Origin of the sequence: Myxococcus sp. MxC21-1 (assembly GCF_032612255.1) — a bacterium.
GTDB lineage: Bacteria > Myxococcota > Myxococcia > Myxococcales > Myxococcaceae > Myxococcus > Myxococcus virescens.
On the sequence record NZ_CP123278.1, the window covers coordinates 259,264 to 281,771 of the forward strand.

The 22,508-nt window shown below is 69.3% G+C and carries 18 protein-coding genes and 1 pseudogene; 11 read left to right on the forward strand and 8 right to left on the reverse strand.

Annotated features, from left to right (window positions below; translation table 11 throughout):
* Positions 1-12 precede the first annotated feature (12 nt).
* Together QEG98_RS01190 and QEG98_RS01195 are read right to left on the reverse strand one after the other, a co-directional pair.
* A complete protein-coding gene (locus QEG98_RS01190; RefSeq protein WP_316565431.1) occupies positions 13-591 on the reverse strand; it encodes a class I SAM-dependent methyltransferase in 579 nt (192 codons plus the stop codon).
* Between the two features lie 115 nt (positions 592-706).
* Entirely contained in the window at positions 707-1,516 is an 810-nt protein-coding gene (locus tag QEG98_RS01195) for a prolipoprotein diacylglyceryl transferase (RefSeq protein ID WP_090490974.1), read from the reverse strand.
* Between the two features lie 643 nt (positions 1,517-2,159).
* On the opposite strand from QEG98_RS01195, the gene QEG98_RS01200 reads away from it, so the two are divergent.
* Positions 2,160-3,587, forward strand: a complete 1,428-nt coding sequence (locus QEG98_RS01200; protein ID WP_316565432.1) for a S8 family peptidase — start codon at positions 2,160-2,162, stop codon at positions 3,585-3,587.
* 63 nt (positions 3,588-3,650) lie between these two features.
* A complete protein-coding gene (locus QEG98_RS01205) occupies positions 3,651-4,067 on the forward strand; it encodes a hypothetical protein (RefSeq protein ID WP_225888433.1) in 417 nt (138 codons plus the stop codon).
* Between the two features lie 330 nt (positions 4,068-4,397).
* On the opposite strand, the gene QEG98_RS01210 is transcribed toward QEG98_RS01205, so the two are convergent.
* On the reverse strand, positions 4,398-6,818 hold the full coding sequence (locus QEG98_RS01210) for a VCBS repeat-containing protein (RefSeq protein WP_316565433.1): 2,421 nt from the start codon (positions 6,816-6,818) through the stop codon (positions 4,398-4,400).
* Between the two features lie 833 nt (positions 6,819-7,651).
* On the opposite strand from QEG98_RS01210, the gene QEG98_RS01215 reads away from it, so the two are divergent.
* Genes QEG98_RS01215 through QEG98_RS01225 form a run of 3 tightly spaced genes read left to right on the forward strand, consistent with a single transcriptional unit; the run spans position 7,652 to position 8,573 of the window.
* Positions 7,652-7,921 carry a hypothetical protein gene (locus tag QEG98_RS01215; RefSeq protein WP_316565434.1) on the forward strand — a complete coding sequence of 90 codons (270 nt, stop codon included), beginning with the start codon at positions 7,652-7,654 and terminating at the stop codon, positions 7,919-7,921.
* The gene (locus QEG98_RS01220; RefSeq protein ID WP_316565435.1) at positions 7,918-8,289 is read left to right on the forward strand and encodes a hypothetical protein; all 372 of its coding nucleotides are present in this window, start codon (positions 7,918-7,920) and stop codon (positions 8,287-8,289) included. Before QEG98_RS01215 ends, QEG98_RS01220 begins: the two co-directional genes overlap by 4 nt.
* The gene (locus QEG98_RS01225; RefSeq protein ID WP_316565436.1) at positions 8,286-8,573 is read left to right on the forward strand and encodes a hypothetical protein; all 288 of its coding nucleotides are present in this window, start codon (positions 8,286-8,288) and stop codon (positions 8,571-8,573) included. Before QEG98_RS01220 ends, QEG98_RS01225 begins: the two co-directional genes overlap by 4 nt.
* 38 nt (positions 8,574-8,611) lie before the next feature.
* Here the strand turns inward: QEG98_RS01225 and QEG98_RS01230 are convergent, their stop codons facing one another.
* On the reverse strand, positions 8,612-10,102 hold the full coding sequence (locus tag QEG98_RS01230; protein ID WP_316565437.1) for a DUF3466 family protein: 1,491 nt from the start codon (positions 10,100-10,102) through the stop codon (positions 8,612-8,614).
* A gap of 321 nt (positions 10,103-10,423) precedes the next feature.
* On the opposite strand from QEG98_RS01230, the pseudogene QEG98_RS01235 reads away from it, so the two are divergent.
* Positions 10,424-12,817 (forward strand): annotated as a pseudogene (locus QEG98_RS01235) (transglycosylase SLT domain-containing protein).
* A 64-nt stretch (positions 12,818-12,881) separates the two neighbouring features.
* On the opposite strand, the gene QEG98_RS01240 reads toward QEG98_RS01235, so the two are convergent.
* The 4 genes from QEG98_RS01240 to QEG98_RS41555 all read right to left on the reverse strand — a co-directional run bounded on the left by QEG98_RS01240 (position 12,882) and on the right by QEG98_RS41555 (position 15,875).
* The gene (locus QEG98_RS01240) at positions 12,882-13,628 is read right to left on the reverse strand and encodes an SDR family oxidoreductase (RefSeq protein WP_011550357.1); all 747 of its coding nucleotides are present in this window, start codon (positions 13,626-13,628) and stop codon (positions 12,882-12,884) included.
* A gap of 169 nt (positions 13,629-13,797) precedes the next feature.
* Positions 13,798-15,018, reverse strand: a complete 1,221-nt coding sequence (locus QEG98_RS01245) for a PLP-dependent aminotransferase family protein (RefSeq protein ID WP_090490966.1) — start codon at positions 15,016-15,018, stop codon at positions 13,798-13,800.
* Positions 15,019-15,021: 3 nt separating this feature from the next.
* Positions 15,022-15,498, reverse strand: a complete 477-nt coding sequence (locus tag QEG98_RS01250; protein WP_316565438.1) for an Lrp/AsnC family transcriptional regulator — start codon at positions 15,496-15,498, stop codon at positions 15,022-15,024.
* Positions 15,499-15,767: 269 nt separating this feature from the next.
* Positions 15,768-15,875 carry a DUF5953 family protein gene (locus tag QEG98_RS41555; RefSeq protein ID WP_410477924.1) on the reverse strand — a complete coding sequence of 36 codons (108 nt, stop codon included), beginning with the start codon at positions 15,873-15,875 and terminating at the stop codon, positions 15,768-15,770.
* Positions 15,876-16,584: 709 nt separating this feature from the next.
* On the opposite strand from QEG98_RS41555, the gene QEG98_RS01255 reads away from it, so the two are divergent.
* The 5 genes from QEG98_RS01255 (at position 16,585) to QEG98_RS01275 (ending at position 22,507) form a co-directional block, all read left to right on the forward strand.
* On the forward strand, positions 16,585-17,322 hold the full coding sequence (locus QEG98_RS01255) for a TetR/AcrR family transcriptional regulator (protein WP_316565439.1): 738 nt from the start codon (positions 16,585-16,587) through the stop codon (positions 17,320-17,322).
* A 9-nt stretch (positions 17,323-17,331) separates the two neighbouring features.
* Positions 17,332-18,327: a ketoacyl-ACP synthase III gene (locus QEG98_RS01260; RefSeq protein WP_316565440.1), complete on the forward strand. Its 996-nt coding sequence runs from the start codon at positions 17,332-17,334 to the stop codon at positions 18,325-18,327.
* 8 nt (positions 18,328-18,335) lie between these two features.
* Positions 18,336-19,913 carry a long-chain fatty acid--CoA ligase gene (locus tag QEG98_RS01265; RefSeq protein ID WP_316565441.1) on the forward strand — a complete coding sequence of 526 codons (1,578 nt, stop codon included), beginning with the start codon at positions 18,336-18,338 and terminating at the stop codon, positions 19,911-19,913.
* Positions 19,914-20,015: 102 nt separating this feature from the next.
* Positions 20,016-20,636, forward strand: coding sequence for a hypothetical protein (locus tag QEG98_RS01270; RefSeq protein WP_410477925.1), 621 nt, complete (start codon positions 20,016-20,018; stop codon positions 20,634-20,636).
* A gap of 44 nt (positions 20,637-20,680) precedes the next feature.
* Positions 20,681-22,507 carry a hypothetical protein gene (locus QEG98_RS01275; RefSeq protein ID WP_410477926.1) on the forward strand — a complete coding sequence of 609 codons (1,827 nt, stop codon included), beginning with the start codon at positions 20,681-20,683 and terminating at the stop codon, positions 22,505-22,507.
* The last annotated feature ends 1 nt before the right edge of the window (position 22,508 follow it).

Below are 22,508 nucleotides of genomic sequence, written 5' to 3' on the forward strand. Positions count from 1 at the left end.
TCCGGCGGCGCGTCAGCTCGCCGGGCGCCGGGCGAGGATGAGCTCGCTCACGCCCTGGAGCCGCTGCACGCGCCGCTCGATGTCGAAGCCCGCGCGCCGCACCAGGTCGAACGTCTCCCGGTCCAGCCGGCACCCGCCGCTCACCCGCATCCAGGCGGGGGTGAGCAAGTCCTGCACGGTGGCCAGCGCTGGCGAGGGCGCGCGCACGTGCTCCAGCATGCGCAGCGCGCCGCCCGGGCGCAGGACCCGGAAAATCTCCGCCAGCGCCCGCGCCGGGGCCTCCACGCTGCAGAAGACGAGGCTGGACACCACGGCGTCGAAGGAGGCGGCGGGGAAGGGCAGGGACTCCACGCTGGCGTACAGCAGCCGCGCGTCGGGCCGCCGTCGCTGGGCGCGCGCGAGCGCCGCTTCGTCCACGTCGATGGCGGTGACGGCGGTGACGGTGTCCGGGTAGCCGGGCAACGCCAGGCCGGTGCCGGTGCCCACCTCCAGCACGTGGCCGGCCAGGCCGCGCACCAGCTTGCGCCGGGCGGCGGTGAGGCCCAGCCAGCCCAGGGGCGTCATGACTGCGTCGTACGCGAGTGCCTTCATGCGAGCAGCCTCCTCGTCAGAAACACGCGGGCCCGGAAGCCCGCCGCGGATGCGCCGGAACTCCGGGCCCATGAGACGCCAGGCTGCCGCGAGAAGGGCAGCGGACGTTGCGACCCTACCGCGCGCCCACCGTTCCCGGGCTCTTCGGCGACGACGGCGGCGGCGAGGAGGCCGCGCCCGGCGCCTGGGGCCGCAGGACGCCCCAGATGCCGTAGAGCGCCAGCGCGATGCAGCCGTACTGCGCGGGCGTCAGTCCGAAGTAGCGGGCGTCCACGTAGGCCATGTCCGTGGCGCGCAGGAAGTCGAAGAAGAAGCGGCACGCCGCGTACAGCACCGCCAGCAGCGGCAGCAGGCGCCCCTTCAGCTTCCCCGCGTTGCGCAGGGCGTACAGCACGCCGCTGATGGCGAAGAGCGCCATGGCGTCGTACATGCCCAGGTCGTGCCGGGGGCCACCGGGGAAGGCCACCGCCAGGAAGAAGTCCGTGGGCACGCCCGGGTGGTCATGCACGGCGAAGCAGCCCAGCCGCGCCACCGCCCAGCCCGGCGCCACGCCCAGGGCGAACGAGTCCGCGTAGTCGGAGAAGCGCAGCTTGCGGACCTTGAAGAACACGACGGCGGCGAGGATGCCGCCCAGGAGGCCACCGAACGAGGACAGGCCATCCCAGACCTTCAAAATCTGGAACGGGCTCTTGGACAGCTCCTCCGGGTGGTAGAAAAACAGGTGCACCCAGTGGCCCACGACGACGCCGACACCCACGCCCCAGGGCGCGAAGTCGGCGAGCGGCTCCGGGTTCAGGCCTTCGCGCTCGGCGTTGCGGCCAAGCAGGCGAGCGGCCAGCAGGATGCCCACCGCGACGAGGATGCCGAAGGGCTCGATTTTCAGGGGCCCCAGCTCAATCGAGGGGGCGTGCCAATAGGGAATCACGTCAGGCGGCTCCAGGGGATGCGAACGTCCCTCCCTTAATCCGGGCGGAGGGATGTGGGCGAACAATTGTCGGAACGGAGTCTTTCCCGGCCTCGTCTTCTTGGAGGTCGGGTGGAGGACACCGCTCCTGTGTGCCTCCGGGCACCTCGCTCGTACCCGGGAGGGAATCACTCCCACTTCCGGACGTTCGCGCAAGGCCAGTTAGAACCGAATTAATCCATTCGTGCGTGTACTACGGGAAATCCGTGGTTTTTTGTCAGGCCCTTCCTGTCCAATCGGACGGGAACGCAGGGCCTCTCTGGAGGAAGGGGGACAGGCATGACGCCGCGAGCAGACTGTCACGTCGGGCCGGGCGCGCGAAGCAACGCGCTGCGGACGTGCGCGCGCTCCTGGCTGCGCCACCCTTCGCCCGGGCAACTCCTTCCACCCGCCGGGCCGGAGGTCCCGGGGGACGTCGCCACAGGCACGCGGCGCGGAGGTCGCGCTGGTGGGCCACCCCTGTCGGAGGCGCGCGGCCACGGGCGCGGCCCCATTGCCCCTGTCGCACGCGCGAGGCTCCGCACGCGACGGGTGCTGACCTGATGCCGGATGACCTCGCCTCATGCGTCCGGCGTAGCACGGTGGTTCAAGGAGCACACAACTCATGAAGTCCTACCTGTTGGTTCCAAAGGAGTCCATCGAGACGCAGGCTCGTGTGGGGCCTCGCGGCACGGAGCAGGGCGAGCGCGTGCTGTCGCGCACGACGGCGCTGCGCTTCGCGGTGGCGAACAAGGCGCCCGACGCGTTGTTCGCGCTCGGACTGCGGTCGGCCACGCTGCCCGGCGCGCGTCCGCCCGTCAGTGGACAGGAAGAGCGCCGTCGGAAGGGCAAGGGCGCGAAGTCGGCGCGCACGGGCACCCGCGGCGCGGACGCCTCCACGCCGCCCATGCCGGGCGCGACGGTGGCCGAGCAGACCGGCGCGGAGCCCGGCAGCTACCGGTACATGCCGCTCATCGGTGCCACCATGGCGCACTTCTACGAAGACCATACGGAGAAGGAAGCCCGCGGCGCGCTGGAGCGCGACTTCGAGTTCATCCCCGACGTCGTCCCGTTGTCCTTCCCCGGCCCGGTGTCGGCGGGACAACCCGGACCGCGCAACCGGGGCATGTCCTCGCTGGCCGAGCGCGAGTGGCCCGACGAGTCCGGCGTTCCCCTGGCCCACGCCCAGGGCATCCGCGGCGCCGGCGTCATGCTGGGCATCCTCGACACCGGTGTGGACGCGGACCACCCCGAGCACGCGGCGCGCGTCATCCAGTTCCGCTACGTGTCGCTGTTCCCCAACTCGCCGCACAATCCGGCGCGTGACATCCGCGGCTTCGACCCGGACGGCCACGGTACGCACGTGTGCGGCATCGCCGCGGGCGTGCACCACGGCGTCGCCCCGGAGGTGGACCTCTACGTCGCGTCCGTCATCGAATCGGAGACCATCCGCACCAGCCTGGGCCGCGTGGCCGCGGGCATGGAGTGGCTGCTGCACCAGTTCAGCCGCCCGGAGAACTCGACGCGGCCCGCGGTGGTCAACCTGTCGCTCGGCTTCCCGCTGATGCCGCCGCCCGGCATCTCGGAGGCGGACTACAACCTCAACCTGCGCGCGCTGCAGACGATGATTCGTCGCCTGCTCGACAGCAATGTCCTGCCGGTTGTGGCGGCAGGTAACAGTGGGCCCGACACGGTTGGTTATCCAGCCGCCTTTCCAGAATCACTGGCTGTCGGCGCGGTCGACTTCGAGCGTAACGTGGCCACATTCTCCGCGAGTGGCACCGTGGGTAGGCGCGTCGTGCCGGACATCATGGGGTATGGGGTGAATGTCTATTCCAGCACGGAGCGTCGTTGTAACAACCAGGCGTTCTACGAGCGAATGAGTGGCACGAGCATGGCAGCGCCTTATGTAGCGGGTATCGCGGCGCTGTACCGTTGCCGTGCCCCTGACTTGACGGCGCTCGAGGTGAGGGATTTGATCCTGTCGAATGCGGTGAAGCTCCCTCGGTCGGGAACGCACAAGACAGGCAAGGGCCTGGCCGTATTCAGGTGACGGTGGTGGTTGAAGCCGGGGTCGGCGCCATGGGAGCGCCGGACCCGGGAGAGGATGAGGGCCATGGGCAGGAAAAATGGCGAGTGGGGGGACGTCCGGGTCGGCGGCGTCCCGGGTCTGTCCGCGCGCGTGCGCCCATTGCCGGGCGCCGCAGGTGCGGACACGCAGCCCGACTGGATTGACGTGACGGTGATGCCCCGCGAGGAACCCGCGGCGGCGTCGCGTAGACGCACGTCTCCACGGCCGCCCGTCCGCTCCCGCGCGGAAGTGCACCAGGCCGGCCTGGCCGAAAGCGCGCAGTTCCACCAGAGCCTCATGCGCTGGCTGGAGGCACACCATCTCCTGGGCGCGGTGCGCTCGGTGAGCGAGCCGGGCTCCATGCCCATGCTCCACCTGCGCTGCGCGCCGCGGGTGCTGGACCAGCTGCGCCGTGCCCCGGAGTTCGAAGCGGGCACGATGATGCCCCTCGACCTCATCTAGCGGTGGGTGCCCCTCGCCTCGCACCCCTGGTCTGGGACTCCCTCCCTGTCTGAAGAGGGCTGCCCGGGTGGCCCTGCCGCCACCTGGAAAGGCGCATGTTCCCGCCTTTCCCGAAGATGTGGCCGAGCCTTCGTTTCCGCTACTGAGAACCGACGGCTCCGCCGCTTCTTCCTGAATAGCTTGGAATCTCGTGATTAGCCCGTCGTCCTGCCAGTCGTCCGCGAGTCGAAGGGTGACGTCGGGTGGCGGACGGCGTGTCCGTGGCGCTCGCCAGGGGAGGCGGGAGGGCGCCCGGTCGTGAGCCGGGCAGCCTGACCGCGCGAGCTTGCGTCAGCGGAAATGTGCGGGGCTGGCGGGCACGTCGCCTACCTCGCCCAGGTTGTAATAGAGCGTCTGGGTGGGTTGCTGGCTGGGCCGGATGGTGAACCAGCCGCCCCAGGGCGTGTTGTTGCCCAGCAGGACCTTGCGCTTGTACAGGGCCAGGTCGTCGGTGCCGTCTCCGTCGAAGTCACCCACCACGGGCTCGTCGTCGCACTCACCGAGGCTGGCGGTGATGAACTGCCCATCGGTGCTTCGCACGTACTTGAAGGTGCTGGGCGCACCACAGGTGCCCGTCTTGTAGGTGCCCATGTCGGCGACGCGGTCCCCGTCGTAGTCGGCGACGACGGGCAGGGCGCCCACGGGGCCCTGCGGGTCCGTCCAGTATTTCTGGAGGGTGCTGGAGGAGAACCACGTGTACCAGCCGCCCCAGGAGGTGCCGCCGCCCAGGTCGACGCGCTTCTTGAAGACGGCGAAGTCCGTGTGTCCGTCCCCGTCGAAGTCCCCGCTGACGGGCAGGTCATCGCACTCGGCGCCGAGGGAGAAGGTGGTGACGGCGCCGTTGTGGGACGCCCGGTAGATGAAGAGGTCATCCTGGGTCTGGCAGCTCGTCGGGGCCCGGTACACGCCGAAGTCGGTGCGGCCGTCGCCGTCGTAGTCGCCGACCACGGGCACGTCGCCCACTTCGCCCAGCGTGTCCCAGTAGTCCTTGTTGTCCCGGCTGGAGTGCCAGGCGTACCAACCTCCCCAGGTCGTGGCGTTGGGGAGCAGGACCTTCTTCGTGTAGACGGCGAAGTCCGTGTGTCCGTCCCCGTCGAAGTCCCCGCTCAGGGGGAGGTCGTCGGTGAGGTCTCCCAGGTCGAAGCCCACCTTGCGGTCCACGGCGCTGCGCAGGACGGTGAAGTGGCTGGGCACGTTGGCGGTGCTGGATTGCGTGTAGACGGCGGGGTCCGACTTCCCATCCGCGTCGAGGTCGCTGGGGGGCCTCCGGTCCGGCGCGTCGGTGTAGACATGGACGCCCCAGGGCCCGAAGTCATCCGTCCAGGAGGCGCCGGGTGAAGGGACGCTGGCGGTGTATGCGCCCGTCCGGCTTTCGAAGAGGACCCGTGGGCCGCCTGGCGCATGGGCCTTGTTCCAGTTCGACACCTGGAACGACACGCCCTGGAGCGGCTGGTTCGTCTTGTTGGCGACGATGAGGTAGCGCCGGCCGTTCACCTCCCGCAGGGTGCCTTCGACCTGCGCGCTGAACGCGGCGGAGACGCTCCAGGTTCCCGGCCCCGCGGCGATGGCGTTCGCGACGAGCGCGGGTTCGAGGTCTCGAAGCTGGCTGGCGAGCCGCTTGATGTGGTCCCAGAGCAGGGAGGAGCTGCCGATGGCGTCGGTTCCCCACCACCAGATGCCGCGGCTGCCGTGGATGATGGCGCTGTACGCCTGGAAGCGGAGCTCTTCGTATTCGGGCCGCCGGCCGCGGCCGGGCATGCCGTTCCAATCCCAGCAGCACTCATTGAAGCCCTGGGCTTCCAGCACGAAGAACATGGGGGCGGCCGGGACGAACGGCGCGACGCCATCCGCGTCGTACGTCGCCTTCATCCGGTCCAGCGCCCCGCCGATGGCGTTCTGGTCGATGAGGGGGAACGGAATCCCCGGCTCCTGGGGGTAGTTCGTGTTCGCGTTGGTGTTCCAGTTGTGGTTGTAGACGGGGTAGGTGTCCTGGGACCACATGTCCGCGATGAGCCGCCACTTGCGTGCGAGCCCGACGTTTCGTGGATGGTTCTCCGGGATGACCGCTTCATTCGCCCACATCAGGTGGTGGGGGTCTCGCGCCCGGACGAAGTCCTTGTAGCTCAGCGCTGCTTCGTAGGAGGGCCACAGCAGGAGCCCTTGCGTGTGGATGACGCAGCCATCCGGGTCCAGTGGCCGTGGGTCGTTGACCCCCGGAAGGATGCAGGCCTCGCGGCTCCAGGCGGCCTCGTCCTGGTGCTCGTAGAAGAGCAGTGAATCGGCGTGACGAATCTCGGCGATCTTCTGGTCCAGCGGAGAGCCGATGACGTGGAACTCCGTGAAGTGTGACCAGTCTATCTTGCCCGGGCCGTAGGGCTCCGGCTCGTAGTTGTACGCGAACGGAACGTAGTAGACGCCATAGCCCTCGGCCCGCGTCAGGTCGTTGAGCCCCAGGTGCTGCATGCGTGTGCGGACCGTATTGATGCCGGCGCTGGCCAGCTCACTGAGCGCGAAGGCGTCTTTCTCGCGCGCAATCCCGGGGTGGTACGTGGGCGTCGTGCCGTAGTTGGGGTAGCTGTCCGCGTCGTAGTCCGGGTAGTCATAGACGCCAATGACAAAGAATGGCTTTCCATTCTTTTGGAAGACGGGAGTGTCATTGGCCAGGGCCGCGGTGGCACCGAGGGCGGCGAGGAGGAAAAGCTGTCTGTTCATGTGAAGGAACATCCTGGGGGAGCGCTGGAATTGCGGCGAAAGAATTTCACTTCGAGTCGAGGCACCGCGGCAGTCGTTGCGCGGTGAGGGCTTTCCCTATCCCAAGGGGCTGACGCCGGCCCGATGAGAGGCGTGGCCAGGATGGCCCTGCCTTGCTGGGAGTTCTGGTCGCGCTTGATTTACTGGGAGTGCATGCGGGGGAGCCTGGCGAGGGCGTGGGCGGCTGTGCGGGATGTGGCGGGAGTGGGCGCGCCTGTCTCCCTGTTCCGCAGTGTCTCGCTGACACCCGCGTCACGCGGTGTGACGACCATTGCACACGCGCACAGTCGGTTCGCCCCCATCTCGTCCCAGCGTCGCCAGGAAAACCAGGGACCTGCGTTTGTTCGTTGAAAGGCACGAAGGTTGCCTTTCGCGATGACTGGACGCGAGCCCCCGGAGTCCATCCATGCCACTGGCGATGAAACCCTCACGAGGTGCGTGCAACCCTTCTCACCCGGAGGTGGCGCGATGACGGCCTGGAATCCAGGAAGCTCGTGCCGCTGCTGCCGACGCAGGCGCTCCCCCCGGGTGTCCCGCCCGCCCGCCACCTCCAGCGCGCCGAAGGCGGCCCGCCTGCCAGCGCCGCGGCGCGGTGCGTGGCCGGCAGGCGGTGCGGGTGCCTGGCCTCGGGCCACCGCAGCGTCCGGCACCGCGTGGAGCGGATTCGCCGCCAGACGCATTCGTGGTGGTGACTGGTGACGCCAGTCACTTGGGGATGAGCGGTATCACCGGCGTTCTCGCCCGGAGGCATCTCCGGGTCTTACGTAAGTCACTGAAATCAGGGATGTTTTTCGGTGGGCTGTGCCGCGGTGCGGCAGGCACGGGAGATGCTCTGGTGTCAGGAAGTCACCTGCCTCCCGCTCCCGAGGCCCCCATGGCCCCGCGAACTGCAGACGCGTAAGGACAACCTCAACCGCGCGGACTCCGGCGTGGTCCACCCGGACCTGCAGGGCATCCGCACGCGCCGTGACAATGGCCAGTCCGGCGCGGACTTCGCGGACTTCACCCTGGACGCGCGCAATTCCACGCACCAACTGATGAGCAGCCCAACGGCCGCCGGATGATGACGGAGCTCGACGGCTGCACCCAGGCGGTAAACCCTGGCGTGACGGGCACCCTGCGCAACCCGGTGCCGGTGGCGGACATCTACTCGGGCCGCAATGCCTCGCTGCCCAATGCGCAGGCGCCCCGGAACGACGGTACGTTCGAGTCGACGCGCCCGGCGTACCGCTTTGGCGGCCAGCCCGGCGCGGGCCGGCCCAGCGACATCAAGTCCAACGAGCAGGGCTCGGGCTCGCACGTCGCCAGCCTGGGCCACGAGTCGGTCCACGCCGGCGCGGGGCCCACGGGCTCCAGGTCAGCCCGCTGGCGGCCAGCAAGCACGCCGACGCGCCCGTCTTCCACCAGCAGCCGCAGTTCACGGGGGCCATGAAGCAGACGGTCGATGACCGCCTGCGCCTCACGGAGGAGTTCGAGACGGTGGGTCTGCGTCCCACGCCGCATACGCGCACGGGCTGGGCGCCCAGCGACAACATGATTCACGCCGAGCGCGGGCTGCCGCTGCGCCAGGACTACTCGGGCATGCGGCCGGGCAACAACAGCAACACCACCCACCTGAGCATGTTCGACGAGGGCTCGGACAGCCGGAGCTTCTTCCAGCGCCTGCGGGGCGAGCCGTCGCCCGTCGGCGGGATTGTCTCCGATCTGGAGCGGTGAGCCCGGGGGGATGCCCTCGGGCCCACGCGGCGCGGGAGCTACTGCCGGACCAGCTTGTAGGCGGTGATGGTGCCGTTGAAGCGGCCGATGCCCGTGATGTCCCCGCGGGCATTGATGTCCTCGGCGCTCAGCAGCGTCCACCCGCTGTCGGCGGGCAGCACGCTGTTGAGGTCGTGAACCTGCCCGCCCACCCAGGCGACGGCGGCCGCGGTCCCCAGCGTGGTGTTGCCGTAGTACTGACCGACGTAGCCCACGACCCATCCCTCCGCGTTGATGCCCTTGGCCTCGCTGTGGACGGCGGCCGGCAGGCTGGGCAGCGTCCCCAGGCTCCGGATGGTGCCATCGCTCCAGACGAAGGCGTTGTAGATGGGCGAGCCATCGGCGGTGGCGCCCACGACCGAGGAGCCCACGACGGTGCTCGAGTCGTTCACGTCATACGCCTGGCTGGCGCGCGAGACGTCCAGCGAGCCCAGGTTCACGCGGGTGCCGTCGTGCGTCCAGAGCGTGGCGCGCGTCACGCCCTGGGCGTTCTTGGAGTACCCCGCCACGTCGCCCTGGGCATTGATGGCCCAGGCGCGCGCCAGGGTGGTGCCCAGCCCGTCCAGTGAGCCGAGGTCCGTCATCGTCCCCGCCTCCCAGCGGAAGGCGCGGCTCGCGGTCCCCGTGGACGAACTGCCCACGATGACGCCGCTGTCGTTGATGTCCGTGGCGACGGCGGTGGCGCCGCCCAGCGTACCCAGGTCGGTCAGCACGCCAGCTTCCCAGCGGAAGGCCCGGGGCGCATCGTTGTCGCTCTCGCCCACCACGACGCCGCTGGCGTTGATGCCGTAGGCGCGGCTGAAGGCGTTGCTGCCCGGCAGGGTGCCCAGCTCCGTGAGGGTGTCGCTCCCCCAGTGATAGGCGATGAGCGGCGACGGCGTGCCGCCGACGATGGCGGAGCGCACGTTCCCGACGACCTGCCCCGCGTCGTTCAGGGCCTGGGCGTAGCTGCCCGTGCCCCCGGGATGGCCAATGGGCACCAGGGCGTAGTCAGGCAGCTCCACCTGCCCGGGCTGCTCCTCCGGGACGCAGGTGCCGTCCTGCTCGACGTAGCCCGCGTCACAGTGGCAGTGGTCGCCGTGGGCGTGGCCATGCTCACCGCAGTCGGGCGTGGGCTCCTCGGCAGGGACGCAGGTGCCGCCCTGCTCGACGTAGCCGGCGTCGCAGTGGCAGTGGTCGCCGTGGGCGTGGCCATGCTCGCCGCAGTCCAGCGTTGGCGTCTCGGGGACGCAGGTGCCGTCCTGCTCGACGTAGCCGGCGTCGCAGTGGCAGTGGTCGCCATGGGCGTGGCCGTGCTCGCCGCAGTCGGGCGTGGGCTCCTCGGCGGGGACGCAGGTGCCGTCCTGCTCGGTGTAGCCCTCATCGCAGTGGCAGTGGTCACCGTGCAGGTGGCCGTGGCCACCACATTCGTCGACGGGCTCCTCGGTGGGGTCGGGCGGATTGGAGTCGTCGGACCCGCAGGCTCCAAGGAAGAGGGCCGTCGCGGTCAAGAGGGCGAGTTGGAGGGGTCGTAGTTGCATCGCGAGTTCCGGCTCAAGGGGGGGATGCCGCGGACGAGCGGCGCACGTCACGCGGTCGGCGACATATGTCACGACCGCGCTGTTTGAGCAACCGTGTTACAGTAGTTCCGGTGTGGTGAGAGTCGGGAGGCGCCGGGCGCGGCCGTTGGATTTCCCGCACGGGCCCGGCCGCGCACATTGGCGCTGTATTCGCTGGATGACAGGGCGCGCAGGAAAACGCGGCGCCCCCCATCCCAAACGCACGGCGAGTGACGATGGATTGCCGCCCCTGGTTCGACAAAGAGGGCGGTCATGGACGGACTTCGAGCAGGCGCCGTGGTGCTCCTCACGTGCGCGGGCATGCTGGGCGCATCCCCTTCCTGGGCGCAGGCGCCCCTGGAGGAAGAGCCCGGCGAGGTGCTCTCCGAGGACCAGTTGGAGGCGCTGCTCGACTCACCCGTGGCGCAGCCGTCCGACGGTGAGCTGTCCACCGCGGCCTTCGGGCCGGAGCAACTGGCGCCGTACTTCGCGGAAGGCACCCTGGCGAAGGCCCACGCGGAGTTCCGGCGCGGGCGCTACGCGCGGGCGCGGAGCCTGCTGGCCCAGGAGGAGGCCACGCCGCAAGTCCGCTTCCTCATGGCGCAGAGCGCGCTGCTGGCGCGCAACCACGCGGTGGCGGCCGAGGAGTTCGCCGCGCTGGCGGACGGCTACGGCGCGCTGCGCGACCACAGCCTGCTGCGGGCCGCCCAGGCCAACGAGCGGCGGCGCAAGCTGGACACGGCCGCCGGGCAGTACCGCGGCGTGAGCCCGGGCTCGCCGCTGTACCCGGAGGCCCGCTTCAGTCTGTCGCGGGTGCTCCAGCGGCGGGGGACATTCCGGGCGCGTTGACGGCGCTCCAGGAGCTCATCGACAGCCGCCAGTCGCGAGGGCCGGACGCGCTCCGGATGAAGGCACTGCTGGCCATCTGCGACCGGCGCGCGCGCAAGGGCAGTACAACGCCGAGCACCGCGCGCTGCTGGAGGTGTGGGCCACCAGCCCGCTGTCGAACGAGGCGCGCCGCGCCGAGAAGCGGCTGAAGGGGTTGCCGCTGCCCCTCAAGTGGCGGGTGCGCCGCGCGGAGGCGCTGGTGGAGCTGCACCGCAACCATGCCGGCATGGCGCTGCTGGACAAGGTGCTGCCGCACCTGGAGATGCCGGACGAGCTGGCCTGCCGCGCGCACCTCACCTACAGCCGGGCGCTGCGGAAGGAGCGCAAGCACCGCCGTGCCATCGAGGTGCTGGAGCCCATGGTGGCGGGCTGCACCGCGTCCGAGCAGCGGCCGCAGGCGCTCTACATCCTGGGGTACTCCCAGTCAGTGGTGGAGCCGAAGGCGGCCGTCACCACCTACGCCACGCTCGCCCGGGACTACCCGGAGCATGGCTACGCGGATGACGCGCTCTTCTTCGAGGCGTGGTTGCTCCAGCGCACGGGCGACGTGGAGACGGCCCTGGCGCGCTACGAAGAGGCCGCGCGGCGCTATCCGGCGGGGAACTTCGCGTCGGAGTCGCTCTTCCGTGCCTTCTGGCTGCACTCCCGCAAGGCCAACGCCCCGGCGGCCCTGGCCGCGCTGAAGGCGGTGGAGGACCTGCCCGAGGCGGCGCGCACGGACGAGGCGCTGTGGCGCTCGCGGTACTGGCGTGCGCGCATGCAGGAGTCCGGCGCCTCGGCGCAGGCGGCGCTCGATGCGTACGCGCACATCGCCGCCGAGCGCCCCGCGGCCTGGTACGGGATGCTGGCCCGCTCACGGCTCGCGCTGCTCTCACCGGAGCGCGTGGCGCGGCTGTACCCCAAGCCCGCGCCTCCCGAGGTCATGGAGGGCACCGGCGGCTCCGGCCGCGATGACGCCCCGGCGGACGAAGCGGTGGAGGAGGTGGGTGAGTCCGAGGAGATCTGGCCGCTGCCGCCCGGCGCGCTGGCGAAGGACGCGCGCTTCAACGCGGGCGTGGAGCTGATGCGCCTGGGGCTGCCCGGCGCGGTGGAGGAGTTCCTCGCCGTGGATGCGCGCGCGCTGCCCGAGGCGCCGGCGCGGCTGCTGTATCAGACGCTGAAGCGCACCGGCCGCAATCGGGCCGCGCGGCAGGTGGCGCGCACCTCGCTGAAGCAGGAGGTGCACGGTCCGCTGAGCGCCGCGTCCCGTCCCATCTGGGAGGCCACCGGCCGCTGGCGTACCGCTCGTCCATTGCCCGTTACGCGCGGGCCCACCGCGTGGACCCCGACCTGCTCCAGGGCCTCATCCGCGAGGAGAGCCGCTTCAATGCCCGCGCGCGTTCGGCCACGGGCGCGCTGGGCCTGGCGCAGCTGATGCCGGCCACGGCGCGACAGGTGGCGGACTCACTGGACATGCCGATGCCGGGTGAGTCCGCGTTGCTCCAGCCTCACACCAACATCCGCCTGGGCGCGGCGTACCTGGGACAACTGGTCAAACACTTCGGCGGCAACGTGGCCTACGCGGTGGCGGCCTACAACGCCGGGCCGCGCGCGGTGGAGCGCTGGCGGCATGCGCTGCCTGAAGCGGAGCTCGACGAGTGGGTGGAGCACATCGGCTTCGAGGAGACGCGCGAGTACGTGAAGAAGGTGCTCGGCAGCTACAGCGCCTACAAGCTGCTCTACGCGGACGAGCCCGCGCTGCTGAGGGACATGCGCCTCAGCGACGCCAGCCGGCGATGAAGCGCGGCATCCCAGCGGACCCTCCAGGCGGCACGCTGCCGTGCCGCCCGGAGGAGGAGGGGGCTCAGAAGTTGAGGCCGCCGTCCACGTCGATGGTGCGGCCGTTGAAGTAGTCGCACTCCAGGATGAACTTCACGGCGAGCCAGATGTCCTCGGGCACGCCGATGCGGCCCACGGGGATGTTGGAGACCAGCGCGTCGCGGGCCTTCTGGTTCATGCCCTGCGTCATCGGCGTCTCAATCATGCCCGGGGCCACCGCGCCCACGCGCACGCCGAAGGGGCTGAACTCGCGCGACCAGGTGACGGTGTTGGCCGCCAGCGCCGCCTTCGCGGACACGTAGTTGGACTGGCCGCGGTTGCCGTGGCGGGCAATGGACGACATGTTGACGACCACGCCACCCTTCTGGCCGGACTCGGCGACCTTCGCCACCACCTCGCGCACCATCAGCGTGGCGCCCGTGAGGTTGACGCCGATGACGGCGTTCCAGTCGGCGGTGGACAGCTTCTTCACCTCGCCGGTGGTCCGGTCCTTCTTCACCAGCAGCGCGTCACGGAGGATGCCCGCGTTGTTGATGAGGCCGTTGAGGCCGCCCATGGCGCCCTGCGCCCAGTTCACGAAGGAGACGATGTCCTCCTCGGAGGACACGTCCAGCTTGCGGCGGTGGATGCCGGCGGGCAGCGCGGCGAGGCGCTCCTCGGCCACGTCACCCACGGCCACCTGGGCGCCCGCCTCGTGCAGGCGCTGCGCGAAGTGAGCGCCCATGCCCTGGGCGCCGCCCGTGACGATGATCTTCAGGTCCTTGAGCTGCATGTGTCTCTCCGGCAGGTGGGGTGATACGAAATGCCGCGCAGGGTACGAAACCCCGACCGCGCTGGCCAGCGGTGAGCGATGTGAAACCTGAATCAATCTTCAACTTTGCTGAAACGAAAAGCGCCGCGTCGTTTCCGACGCGGCGCGGCAAAGGTGCTCCGCCAGCGGCTCAACCCAGCTCGGCGGCAATCACGGCGCCCAGGCGGCGCATGCCCTCGGTAATCAGCTCCGGCGGGCGGTTGGAGTAGTTGAGGCGCATGAACTCCGGGCGCGGGTTGTTGGCGAAGAAGGGCGCGCCCGGCACGAAGGCCACCTTCTGCTCCACCGCCTTGGGCAGCAGCGCCTGGGCGTCCAGCCCGCCGGGCAGCTCCACCCACAGGAACATGCCGCCTTCGGGGTGCGTCCACTGGGTGCCCGCGGGCATGTGCGCCTGGAGGGCGTCCAGCATGGCCTGGGCGCGCTCGCCGTAGACGGGGCGCAGCGACTCCAGGTGGGCCGCGTAGTCGAAGCGCGCCAGCAGCTTCACCACCGCGCGCTGAGCCAGCGTGGCCGTGTGCAGGTCGGTGGACTGCTTGGCGATGGCCAGGCTGCGCACGAAGTCGCGCGGGCCCACCACCCAGCCCAGGCGCATGCCCGGGGCCAGCGTCTTGGAGAAGGTGCCCAGCGACACGACGACGCCCTCGTCGTCGAAGGCGGACAGGGACGGCAGGTGCTCGCCGCGGAAGCGCAGCTCGCCGTACGGGTCGTCCTCCAGGATGAGGAAGCGGTACTGCTGGGCCAGGCGGACCAGTTCGCGCCGCCGCTCCAGCGACAGGGTGGTGCCCTTGGGGTTCTGGAAGTTGGCGACCACGTACACCAGCTTGGGCTTGTGCGTGGCCAGCAGGCGCTCCAGGTCGTCGGTGCGCATGCCCTGGTCGTCGCTGCCCACCGTGGCGAAGCGCGCCTCATAGGCGCCGAACGTCTGCAGCGCCGCCAGGTAGCTGGGGTTCTCCACGATGATGAGGTCACCGGGGTCCAGCAGGACCTTGGCCACCAGGTCGATGCCCTGCTGCGAGCCGTTGGTGATGAGCACCTGGTCCGCGTTGGACTGGCGGCCGCGATTCTGGAGGTGGCCGCAAATCCACTCACGCAGCGGGCCGAAGCCCTCGGTGGTGCTGTACTGGAGCGCGGCGCGTCCCTCGGTGGCCAGGGCCTCGGCGTGCGCCTCGGCGATGGCTTCCAGCGGGAAGAGCTCCGGGGCTGGCAGGCCTCCCGCGAAGGAGAGGATGTCGGGCCGCTCGGCGACCTTCAGGATTTCGCGCACCGCGGACGTCTTGATGCGGGACATCCGCTGGGCCAACCGCCATACGGGCGGCGGGGGAAGGGGGGCGCTCATCGCGTCGGCGCTCATACGTCACGCTCCTTTCGGGGTCTGCGGAGGCACGTGGACATGCGTGTCCTCCTTCATGGACGTCAGGACGATGGTCGTCTGCGTGCGGGTGACTCCCGCGATGGTGCGCAGCGTTCCCACCAGAAGGGAGTCGAGCGAACGGGTGTTCGCCGTCTTCACCTTGAGAAGGTATGAGTCCTGGCCCGCCACGCGGTGGCACTCCAGGACGTCCGGCAGCGACAACACCTTCGTCAGGAACTCGTCGAAGTATTTCGGGTGCTCGATGCTCACGCCGATGAAGGCCGTGATGTCCTTGCCGAGCTTCGCCGCGTCCACACGAGCCGAGTAGCCCGTGATGACGCCGCGCTCCTCCAATTTGCGGATCCGCTCCGCCACCGCCGGCTGGGACAGCTTCACCGCACGCGCCAGCTCCAGCTGCGTGGCGCGGCCATCGCGCTGCAACATGTCGATGATGCGGTGGTCTAGTTCGTCCAGGAACATGGGGGCGTTTGCCTTGAATTTATAGGCACTTTAGCGGGATGGCAGATAATTTATATTTGATGCTCCAAGGGTGCAACCTCGAATGTGACGTCCATTCGCACCGTGAACTGTGTCGATGCTGACAGTGGAAAGGTGTGTCCGTCCGCCGCGGGACGCCTCGGCTGGACGGTGGCGCGAAGCTGGGGCGAGCCAGGTGCGGTGGCACCTGCCCGGGGCTCGTTGACGCCGCGCATTGTGTCCGGATGAACGGAGGGCTGGCGCCTGACTGTTCACGGCGCAGCGTGCCCACCGATTTCCGGAAAGCGCTCATCGGTTCGAGGCCGCACGCCCGCATGGGCTGGGTTGTTGCGATCGAGCGGCGCATGCGTGAGGCGCACGAACCAGCCCCCGTCGCCGTGCGCCGTGCTCGCGACAACAGGTCCGCGTCACGGGCCGGGGCCGGGAGTCCGAGCGCTTTGGGGCAGGGCGGCAAAACATGGGCCGCGGGCTCGCCGCGTGCATCCAGGAGGTCCTGTCGGGTCTGCCGTCTCCCTTTGAAGGGGATATCTACGCCGACCTCAATGGCGAGCAGTGGCAGTCCCATGGGTGGGGTTGCGTGCGCGTCCACCTCGGTGCGCGGCTCGGGGCGCCTCGGCTGCACCTGCCCGGCGGCTATGGTGGGAGACGTAGTGCCTGCCAGTGGCGTGCTGGGGGGCTGCCTGGCGGCGCACGACCTCTCGCGAGGCCATTGCCGACAGTCCTATGTGTTTGTGATTTCCAGCTCCGAGCGCGGTGCGGTGGGCTGCATGTCGCTTCGGAGGAGCCACGCATGAGCGCCGTGTGTCTACCCGTCTACTCGGTGTCACCGGCCGTCACTCAGGCCGAGGATGATGGGGCATGTCGTGCCCGCGCCGCCTCCTGCGCGGCACGTCCCGACGCGCAACGGCTCCCGTCGCGTGAGCACGTGTACTGAACATTCAGAGTAGGCTTTGCACACGTCAGCGCCGCACGAGTGCTGACGCCGTGCGTCGAACGTGCGGTTTGACGCGCGGAGCCATCGACCGTGCTTTGACACCCTCCCTGCCGGGTGCTACCGCTAGGTGAAACATGAATCGGGCTTCATCTTCTCAAGACCGCTCCGGACCCGTCACGCCGCGAGGCCAGAAGACGCGTGCGAAGCTGTTGAAGGCCGCGGAGTCGGTCTTCGGTGAGAAGGGCTACGAGCGCGCCTCCATCGCGGACATCACGCGCAAGGGTGGCGTGGCGCTCGGGACGTTCTACGTCTACTTCCCCGACAAGCAGTCCATCTTCGTCGAAGTGGTGGACGAGCTGGGCACGCGCCTGCGCCGGCTCATCGCCGAGTCCGTGGCCGGCTGCGAGGACCGCGTCGACGTGGAGCGCCAGGGCCTGCGCACCTTCTTCCAGTTCGTGCGGCAGCACCCCAATCTCTATCGCGTGGTGCGCCAGGCGGAGTTCGTGGATGAAGCCTGCTACCGCCGCTACTACGACCGCTTCGCTCGCGGCTACGTGAGCGGGCTCACCCGCGCCATGGAGGCGGGCCAGGTGCGGCGCATGGACCCGGAGGCGCTGGCCTACTGCCTCATGGGCATCAGTGATTTCCTCGGCATGCGCTGGGTCCTCTGGGAGGAGGACCCGGGGCTCGAGCGCGTCCTCGATACCGCGATGGCGCTCATCTCCCACGGCCTGGACCCGCGCGCGTCCACGGGCCGCAACACCGTGAAGTTCTCCGCCGCTTCGAAGCCGAAGCCGAAGCCCAAACCAAAGCCCCTGAAGAAGAACACCCTGCGTCCCGCCCGCCGACCGGCGCGCGGCGCCCGGAGCTGACGAACATCCATGCGATACGCCCAGATTCTCTCCACTGGCCGCTACGTCCCCGAGAAGGTCCTCACCAACGCTGACGTCGAGAAGATTCTCGGTGAGAAGGTGGATGAGTGGCTCCAGCAGAACGTGGGCATTCGCGAACGCCACATGATGGCGGATGACCAGGCCACCTCCGACCTCTGCGTGGGCGCAGCTCGCCAGGCGCTGGAGCGCGCGGGCACTAAGCCGGAGGAGCTGGACCTCATCATCATCGCCACCGACACCCCGGACTACCTCAGCCCCGCCACGGCCTCCGTGGTGCAGGCGAAGCTGGGCGCGGTGAACGCCGGCACCTACGACCTCAACTGCGCGTGCGCGGGCTGGGTGACGGCGCTGGACGTGGGCTCGAAGACGATTGCCGCGGATGACAGCTACCAGCGCATCCTCGTCGTGGGCGCCTACGGCATGTCGCGCTACATCAACTGGAAGGACAAGAAGACCGCCACCCTGTTCGCGGACGGCGCGGGCGCGGTGGTGCTGGGCGCGGGTGACACGCCCGGCTTCATGGGCGCGAAGCTGCTGGCCAACGGCGAGTACCACGACGCGCTGGGTGTCTACACCGGCGGCACCAACCGCCCGGCCACCGCGGAGTCGCTGGCGCTCACGGGCGGCAAGCCCGCGGTGCAGTTCGTCCGCAAGTTCCCGGCGACGTTCAACACCGAGCGCTGGCCCATGCTGCTGGACCAGCTCCTCAAGCGGCAGAACCTGAAGCTGGACGACGTGAAGCAGTTCGTCTTCACGCAGCTCAACCTGCGCACCATCGAAGCCACCATGAAGATCCTGGGCCAGCCGATGGAGAAGGCCCACTACACCATGGATAAGTGGGGCTACACCGGTTCGGCCTGCATCCCGATGACGCTGGATGACGCGGTGGTGCAGGGCAAGGTGAAGCGCGGCGACCTGGTGGCCCTGTGTGCCAGCGGCGGCGGGCTCGCCATGGCCTCCGCCCTCTACCGCTGGACGGCCTGAGTCACGCCATGACGGAGGGCGCGCACATGTTCATCGGTGACTGGATGGGCCGTGGCGCCCTCTACTGGCCCGACAGTGTCGCGGTGGTGGACCCGTCCCGGGGTGACGCGGGCCGCTTCACCTACCGCGCGATGAACATGCGCGCCACCTCGCTGGGCGGCTGGCTGCGTGACGTGGCCGGCGTGAAGAAGGGCGACCGGGTGGGCATCGTGGCCCACAACGGCGTGGAGTACCTGGACGCGCTGTTCGCCTGCGCGAAGATTGGCGCCGTCTTCGTCCCCTTCAACTGGCGCCTGCACGCCGCCGAGCTGGCGGACCTGGTGCGCTCCATCCGTCCCGGCGTGCTCCTCTTCGGCGACGACTTCCGCGACACCGTGGCGGACGTCCGCGAGCGCCTGGGCGGCGGCCCCCGGCTGGTGTCCCTGGAGTCGCAAGGCCTGCCGGGCGCGGACGCCTACGCGGCGACGCTGGCCCACGTGCCGGGCTCGCCGGTGACGCAGGACGCGGTGTCCGAGGAGGACATCCTCTGTCTCATCTTCACCGGCGGGACGACGGGGCGCTCGAAGGGGGCTCGCGTCAGCTACCGCATGGTGGCGTGGAACACCCTCAACACGTTGGTCCACGAGGTGCGGCCCGGCGACGTCACGGTGACGCACACGCCCATGTTCCACACGGGTGGATTGCTCGTGTACACGCTGCCGCTGCTCACCGTGGGCGGCACCGTCGTCCTCATGCGCCGGTGGGAACCGGAGGCGCTGCTGGACCTCATCCCCCGGGAGAAGGTGACGCTCTTCTTCGCGGTGCCCACGCAGTACCAGCAGCTCCTGGAGTCGCCGCGCTTCAAGACGACGGACTTCTCCTCCGTGCGCTTCATGACCAGCGGCGGCGCGGCGCTGCCGGTGCCGCTCATCCAGGCGTGGCAGGCGGTGCACCCGGTGCCCTTCAAGCAGGGCTTCGGCATGACGGAGTTCGGCCCGGGCCTCTTCAGCATGGGGCCGGAGTACGCGGTGTCGAAGGCGGGCTCCATTGGCCGGCCCAACTACTTCATCGCCGCGAAGCTGGTGGATGACGACGGCCGGGAGGTCCCCACGGGCGAGGTGGGTGAGCTGCTCCTCAAGGGCCCCTCCATGTGCTCCGGCTACTTCGAGGACGATGCCGCCACGCGCGAGGCGATTGACGCGGAAGGGTGGCTGCACACCGGCGACCTGGCGCGCGTGGACGCGGACGGCTTCTTCACCATCGCCGGGCGCAAGAAGGACATGTTCATCTCCGGTGGAGAGAACATCTACCCGCTGGAGCTGGAGTCCGCGCTGTACGAGCACCCCGCGGTGGCGCAGTGCGCCGTGGTGGGCGTGCCCGACGAGAAGTGGGGCGAGGTTGGCCGCGCCTTCGTGGTGTTGAAGCCGGATGGGAAGGTTTCGGCGGAGGCGCTGTTGGAGCACCTGCGGGGACGCGTGGCGCGTTTCAAGGTGCCCAAGCGCGTGGAGCTGATGGACCGCCTGCCCATCTCCGCGGCCGGAAAGATTCTCAAGCGTGAGCTTCGCGACGCGGCCGTGGCCGCGGACCGGGACCGCTCGCGTCATTGAGCGTGAACGCACCTTGAAGGACGGGCCACGCCAACGGTGGCTCGCTGCCTGTCGACTGTCGCGTCAGCCCGGCGATGCCCGCCGGAGGAAGAGGAGCAACCCATGAAGAAGATGCTGCTGTCCGCGGTGATGACGTCTGCGCTGTCCCTGGTGGGCTGTGGTGAGAGCGACCCGGTGGACAACACGCCCAACCTGAGCACGCCGCAGGGCATCCTGGCGTTCGTGGAAGGCAAGACGCTGACGATGACTGGGGCCAACATTCCCAGCCATCCGAACGGTTTCAGTGAAGACATCAACTTCGGTGCCAGCTCGCAGTGTTATCAGAGCGTCACCATGACGGTGCAGGGCGGCAACTTCCGGGTCGACAGCATCCCGGGCACCATCGAGGGCGCGCCGAACGCGGGCATGTCCGGCACCTGCAACCCCGAGCTCCCGCAGAACGCGCTGACCTTCACCTCGACCGTCGTGAGCATCGAGAACGTGCAGGGTGACGGCGAGTGCTTCGACGTCGCGTTCACCTTCCCGGGCTTCCGGCAGGTGGGCCGTGGCGCGTTCTCCGCGGACCGGCGAACGCTGGACTTGGAGCTCTTCTTCGAGGGCGGCGCCACGGGCGCCAACTGCGCGGCGGGCGGTGTGGGCTCGGCCACGGTGAACCAGGTCATCGGGGGCGAGAGCCGGCCGTTCGAGGGCAAGGCGGTGCAGCGCTACACCATCGGCGGCTAGCGTGAGTCCCGCCGGAAGGGAGGCGTGCTCCTCCTCCCTTCCGCGTGGGGCCCGTGCCCGGCGGGTGCCGTGTGGCGCGGGCGCGGCAGGGGTGGAGCACGGCCTCGCGAGGCGGGCAGTCCGCGGGCCACGGAAAAAGTCGAGCACGCAGACGTTCGCAGTCCGGCCGGAAGGCTGGGAGCGCCCCCGCGCATGGGGCCGAGGTGTTTATGGCACGGTGGTGGTTGTCCGAGGCACGCAGGGCGGCGCGGCGGTCCGCGGGAGCCCTGGCGTTGGCGCTGGCGGGTGTGTCGCTTCCGGCGGCGGCGCAGAGCACGCCCGTTCCCGGCCTTTACTACGGTGAGTGGAACGACGAGGCGAACCGCGACGAGGACGCGAAGCCGAGTCAGTTCAGCCTCATCAACTACTTCTTCACGCGTGTGTCGGTGCAGAACCAGGTGGGCGACCCGGCCGGCCTTCGCGGCGTGTCGCTGGGCCCCATTGGCATGCCCGCGGGAAGCGCGGTGCGCGCCGAGCCCGGCCTGTCCGCGTACTTCATCGAGCAGCGGTGGATTCCCGTCATGGAGTACAGCCCCCACTTCGTGGACGGGCTGGCCTCCTTCCGGGCCCAGTTCGAAATCGACTACATGTGGGGCCGGTCGGCCAACGCGCTCCAGCAGAACGAGGGCGGCGGCTTCAACGCCGACCAGGTCAACATCCAGACGAAGAACGTCAACGTCGCGCTGTATCCCACGCGCAAGCCGCGTGAGCTGACGTTGCTGGTGGGCACGCAGCCCGTCTACGACAACGTCTACGACCCCACGCGCACGCCGCTGTCGGACATCACCCGCACCGGCTACAAGATGAGCTTCCTGGGCAGCGATGCCACGGGCATCTCCCTCTTCAGTGGCTACAAGGGTCTGGCCAAGCTGAGCCTGATGCCGCTGGGCACCGCGCAGGCGGACAAGGGCACGCGCAACGACCCGCGCCTGAAGTACATCTGGCTCATCACCGGTGACTACGTCTACCCGGTGCGGCCCAACACCAACGTGGGCCTGTCGCTGTGGTTCCTCAACGACCAGACGAAGGGTGACGCCTACGCCTTCGAGGGCCTGGTGAAGAGCGGTCCGTCCTCCACGGGGCTCAACACCTTCACGGGCACGGCGCGCTTCGACATCGCGCGGCCCACGGGCAACGTCTTCTGGGCGGGCGCCAACTTCAACCACAACATCGACTTCCGCACGGGCCGGTTCGGCGCGTCCGGCTTCGTCATGTACAACGGCGGCAAGTACGTCAGCGACGACCCGGAGCGCTCCGCCCTGGCCGAGCTCAACATCTCCGGCCTCTCCGCCAACCTGGAGCTGATGTACCAGTGGGGCCGCGGGCCCGCGGACATGCTCACGCTGGAGGGTATGTACACCACTGGTGACGACGACCTCTCCGACAGCCGTTACACCGGTGCCTTCACGCTCAACCAGTACGGCCTGCCGGGCGCGGTGTGGTTCAACCACAAGATGCTCATCCTGTTCCCGTTCACCAGCACGGTGAACAACTACACGGGCGCGGTGACGGACATCTCCAACCAGGGCTACGGCATGCGCGCCGCCATCGCCACCGCGGCGTGGGACATGGTGCCCAACAAGCTGAACCTCAAGCTGGGCGTGGGCACCGCCACCTCCGACGCGACGCCCGTGCGGTGGACGCCCGAGGTCGAGCGCGGCCGGTACATTGGCACCGAGGTCAACGCGGAGCTGCGCTACCACATCCGCTACCTCATGACGGCCGGCCTGCACGCGGGCTACCTGTTCCGGGGCAGCTTCTACGACGGCTCGCCCACCATCCGGACCAATCCCTTCTCCGTCTTCACCACCTTCACCTGGTACGCGTTCTGAC

Excerpts from the sequence above, each read along its gene's own strand:
- QEG98_RS01225 (WP_316565436.1), top strand. The coding sequence starts at position 8,286 with ATGAAGCAGACGGTCGATGACCGCCTGCGCCTCACGGAGGAGTTCGAG.
- QEG98_RS01200 (WP_316565432.1), top strand. The coding sequence starts at position 2,160 with ATGAAGTCCTACCTGTTGGTTCCAAAGGAGTCCATCGAGACGCAGGCT.
- QEG98_RS01250 (WP_316565438.1), bottom strand. The coding sequence starts at position 15,498 with ATGTTCCTGGACGAACTAGACCACCGCATCATCGACATGTTGCAGCGC.
- QEG98_RS01210 (WP_316565433.1), bottom strand. The coding sequence starts at position 6,818 with ATGAACAGACAGCTTTTCCTCCTCGCCGCCCTCGGTGCCACCGCGGCC.
- QEG98_RS01190 (WP_316565431.1), bottom strand. The coding sequence starts at position 591 with ATGAAGGCACTCGCGTACGACGCAGTCATGACGCCCCTGGGCTGGCTG.
- QEG98_RS01255 (WP_316565439.1), top strand. The coding sequence starts at position 16,585 with ATGAATCGGGCTTCATCTTCTCAAGACCGCTCCGGACCCGTCACGCCG.
- QEG98_RS01220 (WP_316565435.1), top strand. The coding sequence starts at position 7,918 with ATGATGACGGAGCTCGACGGCTGCACCCAGGCGGTAAACCCTGGCGTG.
- QEG98_RS01265 (WP_316565441.1), top strand. The coding sequence starts at position 18,336 with ATGACGGAGGGCGCGCACATGTTCATCGGTGACTGGATGGGCCGTGGC.
- QEG98_RS01205 (WP_225888433.1), top strand. The coding sequence starts at position 3,651 with ATGGGCAGGAAAAATGGCGAGTGGGGGGACGTCCGGGTCGGCGGCGTC.
- QEG98_RS01270 (WP_410477925.1), top strand. The coding sequence starts at position 20,016 with ATGAAGAAGATGCTGCTGTCCGCGGTGATGACGTCTGCGCTGTCCCTG.
- QEG98_RS01260 (WP_316565440.1), top strand. The coding sequence starts at position 17,332 with ATGCGATACGCCCAGATTCTCTCCACTGGCCGCTACGTCCCCGAGAAG.
- QEG98_RS01245 (WP_090490966.1), bottom strand. The coding sequence starts at position 15,018 with ATGAGCGCCGACGCGATGAGCGCCCCCCTTCCCCCGCCGCCCGTATGG.
- QEG98_RS01240 (WP_011550357.1), bottom strand. The coding sequence starts at position 13,628 with ATGCAGCTCAAGGACCTGAAGATCATCGTCACGGGCGGCGCCCAGGGC.